The sequence below is a fragment of the Streptomyces milbemycinicus genome, from assembly GCF_002154605.1.
GTDB classification, from domain to species: domain Bacteria; phylum Actinomycetota; class Actinomycetes; order Streptomycetales; family Streptomycetaceae; genus Streptomyces; species Streptomyces milbemycinicus.
This window is the reverse complement of sequence record NZ_MUNE01000359.1, coordinates 1-5,821: the sequence shown is the minus strand read 5'-3', so window position 1 is coordinate 5,821 and position 5,821 is coordinate 1. Positions and strand designations below refer to the sequence as shown.

At 70.1% G+C, this 5,821-nt stretch carries 4 protein-coding genes and 1 pseudogene; 2 read left to right on the top strand and 3 right to left on the bottom strand.

The annotated features are described in order from the left end of the window. Nucleotides 1-606: 606 nt before the first annotated feature. Nucleotides 607-1,695, bottom strand: coding sequence for a redox-regulated ATPase YchF (ychF, locus tag CCN51_RS27745; protein WP_014176747.1), 1,089 nt, complete (start codon nt 1,693-1,695; stop codon nt 607-609). 476 nt (nt 1,696-2,171) lie between these two features. Here ychF and CCN51_RS59680 point away from each other — a divergent pair. After that, nucleotides 2,172-2,402, top strand: a pseudogene (locus CCN51_RS59680) (DUF6542 domain-containing protein); the annotation flags it as partial. 70 nt (nt 2,403-2,472) lie between these two features. On the opposite strand, the gene ppgK reads toward CCN51_RS59680, so the two are convergent. Together ppgK and CCN51_RS27730 are read right to left on the bottom strand one after the other, a co-directional pair. Further along, nucleotides 2,473-3,324 carry a polyphosphate--glucose phosphotransferase gene (gene ppgK, locus CCN51_RS27735; protein WP_238545645.1) on the bottom strand — a complete coding sequence of 284 codons (852 nt, stop codon included), beginning with the start codon at nt 3,322-3,324 and terminating at the stop codon, nt 2,473-2,475. 124 nt (nt 3,325-3,448) lie between these two features. Next, on the bottom strand, nt 3,449-4,459 hold the full coding sequence (locus tag CCN51_RS27730) for a 4-hydroxy-3-methylbut-2-enyl diphosphate reductase (RefSeq protein ID WP_193383717.1): 1,011 nt from the start codon (nt 4,457-4,459) through the stop codon (nt 3,449-3,451). Between the two features lie 54 nt (nt 4,460-4,513). Here CCN51_RS27730 and xseA point away from each other — a divergent pair, with 54 nt between their 5' ends. After that, on the top strand, nt 4,514-5,734 hold the full coding sequence (gene xseA, locus CCN51_RS27725) for an exodeoxyribonuclease VII large subunit (RefSeq protein WP_043490313.1): 1,221 nt from the start codon (nt 4,514-4,516) through the stop codon (nt 5,732-5,734). Nucleotides 5,735-5,821: the final 87 nt, after the last annotated feature.

Below are 5,821 nucleotides of genomic sequence, written 5' to 3'. Positions count from 1 at the left end.
ATGAGGACCAGCAGCACCGGCTTGGTTTCCAGCACCCGGTCCCAGGCCCGTTGCAGCATCCCGGTGTGGCCGATGCGGCAAGGTCTGCTGTCCGGTGTAGAGGACGTGGCCGGCGACGAACCCCAGCAGATTGGCGATCGGGGAAGTGGGGTGCGTCCCCGCGTCGTCCGGTGCAGGGCACCTTCCGGCGGTAACTGGGGGAGCATCGCAGGGCGGAGGCTGCGACATCAGCGGCTGCCGCCGCGGGCCCTCGTACTGGGCGCTGCGGTCGATATGCCTCCCCCAGCTACCGCTGGGGGAGGCACCCCCTGCCGCGGCGTAGCGGGCGACTCCGACAACGCAGCGAGGTGCCGTGCCGGGCGGCGTGGGGGCGTGCCTCACTTCCCAGAGGCCGCTCAGCCACGCCGACCGAACCAGCAAAAATCCAGCAACCGGAAACCCCGCCCGGATTCAACAAGTCGGACGGCAACGCCCTGACTTGCGCAAACGCTGCGTCGCATCTCGCGAACCCCGACCTTGAACATTCCGCCGCAACGCACGAATCCAAGCAGCGAATCGCCCCCTGAACTGCGCAAATGTCGATCAGGGGGCGAGCTCGGGGAGGAACTAGACGTTGAAGCGGAACTCCACCACGTCCCCGTCCCGCATCACATAGTCCTTGCCCTCCATCCGGGCCTTCCCCGCCGCGCGCGCCTCGGCGACCGAGCCCGTGGCGACCAGGTCCTCGAAGGAGATGACCTCGGCCTTGATGAAGCCCTTCTGGAAGTCGGTGTGGATCACACCGGCCGCCTCCGGGGCGGTCGCGCCCTTCTTGATGGTCCAGGCGCGGGACTCCTTGGGGCCGGCCGTGAGGTAGGTCTGGAGGCCGAGGGTGTCGAAGCCGACGTGGGCGAGGGTGGCGAGGCCGGGTTCGTCCTGGCCTACGGACTGGAGGAGTTCGAGGGCTTCCTCGTCGTCGAGTTCGGCGAGGTCGGCTTCCAGCTTGGCGTTGAGGAAGATCGCCTCGGCGGGGGCGACGAGGGCGCGCTGTTCGTCCTTGAAGGCGTCGTCGGTGAGCTCGTCCTCGTCGACGTTGAAGACGTAGAGGAAGGGCTTGGTGGTGAGCAGGTGCAGATCGTGGAGGACGGCGGCGCGCTCGGTGCCCTGGACGATGCCGGCGGAGAAGAGGGTGCGGCCCTCGTCGAGGATGGCCTTGGCTTCCTCGACTGCCTTGACCTGGGCCTGCTTGTCCTTCTGGATCCGCGACTCCTTGACCAGGCGCGGCAGCACCTTCTCGATGGTCTGGAGGTCGGCGAGGATCAGCTCGGTGTTGATCGTCTCGATGTCGTCCTTGGGCGAGACCTTGCCGTCGACGTGGACGACGTTCTCGTCCTTGAAGGCGCGGATGACCTGGCAGATCGCATCGGACTCACGGATGTTCGCCAGGAACTTGTTGCCCAGGCCCTCGCCCTCGGAGGCGCCCTTGACGATGCCCGCGATATCGACGAAGTCGACCGTGGCGGGGAGCTTACGGGCCGAGCCGAAGATCTCGGAGAGGGTGTCGAGGCGAGGGTCGGGGACACCGACCACGCCGACGTTGGGCTCGATGGTGGCGAACGGGTAGTTGGCCGCCAGCACGTCGTTCTTGGTCAGGGCGTTGAACAGGGTCGACTTGCCGACATTCGGCAGACCGACGATTCCGATCGTGAGCGACACGTTGGCGACTTCCCGTAACTTCCCGTAGCGAGAATGTGACGACAGGGACGAGGCCCGCTGCGGGGCCGATGCACCAGTCTACGGGGCCGCTCCATGTCACCCGGCCGGACTGACAATCGGTCGAACACACTGCCAAGGTCCTGCGAAGGGCGTGTCCAACGCCGGATTCTCGCCGCCCCTCGACCTACGTTGGTCGGGTGGAGCCATACAGCACCCGTCCCCCGCGACGTTCATACGCCCCGTCGCCCCGCCCGGCGGCGGACGACAGAGACGTGAGCCGAGGCAGCCAGCAGACTCGGGACAACCGGGAGAGCCGGGACAGGGAGAGAAGCGGGGCGGGCGAGGCGGCGCGGCGGCCGGCGCCCGCGACTGCGGCGGACGCCGTGGGGCCGGCCGTACGGCGTGCGGTGGCCGGGCTGCGCTATCCCACTCCGCGCCTCACCGGCTTCGGGGCGGGGCTGCTGGCCACCGTCGCCATGCTGGCCTTCGGCTGCCTGGACGCGATGCTGTTCTCCGGCTCCACCACCTCGTACGGCGTGACCTTCCTGCTCGTGAGCGTGGCCTGCGGGCTGTGGGTACGGCCCGTGGACCTGGCCGCGGCGCCGGTCGGGGTGCCGATCGCGTTCGCGTTCGGGCTGCTGCCGATCAACGAAGGGACGGCGGGCCTGGCCGGGCAGACGATGGGCGTGTTCACCTCGCTGTCGCTGACCGCCGGCTGGCTCTACGCCGGAACGCTGCTGACCTCGCTGATCGTACTGGCGCGCAAGGGCGCCCTGGTCAGTCGGCGGAACCAGCGCCAGCAGTGGGAGCAGCAGCAGAGTCGCGGGTCGCGGCCCGATCAGCCGCCTCGGGCCGACCAGCCGTCGCGGCCTGACCAGCCGTCTCGGCCTGGGCAGCCATCGCGGTCCGGGCAGCCATCGCGGCCCCCACGATCCCCGCGTTATTCAACAGCTGCGCAGGCACGATCTCGGCCTTGATCCCCTCGATCAGTGGCAGGAACTTCGACGCCTTACGGCTCACCCCGCCGCCGATCACGAACAGCTCGGGCGAGAACAGCATCTCCACGTGCTCGAGATACCGCTGCACCCGGTGCGCCCAGCTGTGCCAGCTCAGGTTGTGGTCGTCCTTGGCCTTGGTCGAGGCACGCTTCTCCGCCTCGTGACCGGCCAGCTCCAGATGGCCCAGTTCGGTGTTGGGCACCAGGCGCCCGTCGATGAAGACGGCGCTGCCGATGCCGGTCCCGAAGGTGAGCAGGATGACCGTGCCCGTACGGCCGCGCCCGGCGCCGAAGGTCATCTCCGCGATACCGGCCGCATCGGCGTCGTTGACCACCGTGACCGGCGACCCCAGGCGCTCGCCGAGCAGCGCCGCCGTGTCGACATCGATCCAGCTCTTGTCGACGTTGGCGGCGGTGCGCGTCGTACCGCTGGTCACCACGCCCGGGAAGGTCACCCCGACCGGCCGCCCGGACCAGCCGAAGGAGTCGATGACCTCCCGTACGCTCTCCGCCACCGCTTCGGGCGTGGACGGCTGCGGGGTGAGGACCTTGAAGCGCTCCACGGCCAGGTCCCCGCGCGCCAGGTCCACCGGCGCGCCCTTGATGCCCGAGCCGCCGATGTCCACGCCCAGGACGCTGACGGCGTCGCCGGGACGGACGGCGGCCTCAGGCTGCGACTGCGACTGCGCTTGCTGCTGCGCCTGCTGCGGCGCCTGTTGCTGCGATGCGGTGTGCGTCGGTTCCATGATCAGAAGGCTAGAGGGTTTCGGCAGGAGCGGCCTCCGCCACCGCGGCCGCCGCCTCGGCCCTGAGGTCGCGGCGCAGCTCCTTGGGCAGCGAGAAGGTCAGGCTCTCCTGCATCGGCTGGATGACCTCCACATCCCCGAAGCCACGCTCGGCCAGCCACTCCAGCACGCCCTCGACCAGCACGTCCGGCACCGAGGCGCCCGAGGTCACGCCGACCGTCGTGACGCCCTCCAGCCAGGCCTCGTCGATCTCGCTGGCGAAGTCGACCAGATGCCCGGTCTTGGCGCCGGCGCCAAGGGCGACCTCGACCAGCCGTACCGAGTTGGAGGAGTTCTTGGAGCCGACGACGATGACGAGGTCGGCCTCGGCGGCCACCTGCTTGATCGCGGTCTGGCGGTTCTGCGTGGCGTAGCAGATGTCGTCGCTGGGCGGGCTGATCAGCGCCGGGAACCGCTCCTTGAGCGCGTCCACGGTCTCCATCGTCTCGTCGACGGAGAGGGTGGTCTGGGACAGCCAGACGACCTTGGACTCGTCGCGGAGCTGGACGTTCTCCACATCCCCGGGGCCGTCGACGAGGGTGATGTGGTCCGGCGCCTCGCCGCTGGTGCCGATGACCTCTTCGTGGCCCTCGTGACCGATCAGGAGGATGTCGTAGTCCTCCTTGGCGAACCGGACGGCTTCCTTGTGGACCTTGGTGACCAGCGGGCAGGTCGCGTCGATGGTGGCCAGCCGGCGCTGCCTGGCCTCCTCGTGGACGACGGGTGCGACGCCGTGGGCCGAGAAGATCACGATGGATCCCTCGGGCACCTCCTCCGTCTCGTCGACGAAGATCGCGCCCTTCTTCTCGAGGGTCTGCACGACGTATTTGTTGTGGACGATCTCCTTGCGCACGTAGATCGGCGCCCCGTACTGCTCGAGGGCCTTCTCGACGGCGATTACGGCACGGTCCACGCCTGCGCAGTAGCCGCGGGGGGCCGCGAGCAGGACCCGGCGGGCTGTCGTTGCGGTCATGTTCCCCATGGTAGGGGCCATGGCCCCGGGCCATTGTCAGTGGCGGCCGATACGCTCGCGGACATGGCTGTCAACACGTCCGCGGAGACGCCGATCCCGGTCGGCGAGGTGTCCCGGCTGATCGGCGGGTGGATCGACCGGCTCGGGGCGGTATGGGTCGAGGGGCAGATCACCCAGCTGTCCCGGCGCCCCGGCGCCGGGGTGGTGTTCCTGACGCTGCGCGACCCCTCGTACGACATCTCGCTCACTGTCACCTGCTTCCGCGCCGTCTTCGACAAGGTCGCGGACACGGTCACCGAGGGCGCCCGGGTGGTGGTCCACGCCAAACCGGAGTGGTACGCGCCGCGCGGCCAGCTGTCCCTGCGGGCCGCCGAGATCCGGCCGGTCGGGGTCGGTGAGCTGCTGGCCCGGCTGGAGCTGCTGAAGAAGTCGCTGGCCGCGGAGGGGCTGTTCGCGGCCGAGCGGAAGAAGCCGCTGCCGTTCCTGCCGCAGCTGATAGGGCTGGTCTGCGGGCGCGCCTCGGCGGCCGAGCGCGACGTCTTGGAGAACGCACGGCTGCGCTGGCCCGCGGTCCGCTTCGAGGTGCGCAATGTCGCGGTGCAGGGCGTCCATGCCGTACCGCAGGTGGTCGAGGCGGTCCAGGAGCTCGACGCGCTGCCGGAGGTGGACCTGATCATCGTGGCGCGCGGCGGCGGCAGCGTGGAGGACCTGCTGCCCTTCTCCGACGAGCAGCTGGTGCGGGCCGTGGCCGCCTGCGCCACCCCGGTCGTCTCGGCGATCGGACACGAACCGGACTCGCCGCTGCTGGACCTGGTCGCCGACCTGCGTGCCTCCACGCCCACCGACGCGGCCAAGAAGGTCGTGCCGGACGTGGGCGAGGAGCTGCTGCGGATCCAGCAGCTGCGCGAGCGCGCCCTGCGCAGCGCGCGCGGCCTGCTGGACCGGGAGGAGCGGGGGCTCGCGGCGGCGCTGGCCCGGCCCTGTATGCGGCAGCCGCACCGCATGGTGGACGAGCGGGCGGAGCAGATCGCGGGGCTGCTGGACCGCGGCCGGCGCTGCCTCGGCCATCTGCTGGACCGGGCGGACTCGGAGCTGACACACACCCACGCCCGGGTGGTGGCCCTGTCCCCCGCCGCGACGCTGCGGCGCGGCTATGCGGTGCTGCAGCGCGCGGACGGGGCGGTGGTCCGGGCGGCGGCCGAGGTGAGCGAGGACGAAGAGCTCAGAGCGCGGGTCGCCGAGGGCGAATTCACGGTCCGCGCCGTTGTCAGCCCCTCTGAATAGGCTGTGCGACATGGCAAAGACCGAAGAGAAGGCGGGGAAGGCGAAGGCCGCGCAGTCGGCCGGGGACCCGGCCGAGGCGTCCACGCT

Bases quoted from the DNA above. Each gene is read 5' to 3' on its own strand.
- CCN51_RS27730 (WP_193383717.1), bottom strand. From the start codon at position 4,459: ATGGGGAACATGACCGCAACGACAGCCCGCCGGGTCCTGCTCGCGGCC.
- xseA (WP_043490313.1), top strand. From the start codon at position 4,514: ATGGCTGTCAACACGTCCGCGGAGACGCCGATCCCGGTCGGCGAGGTG.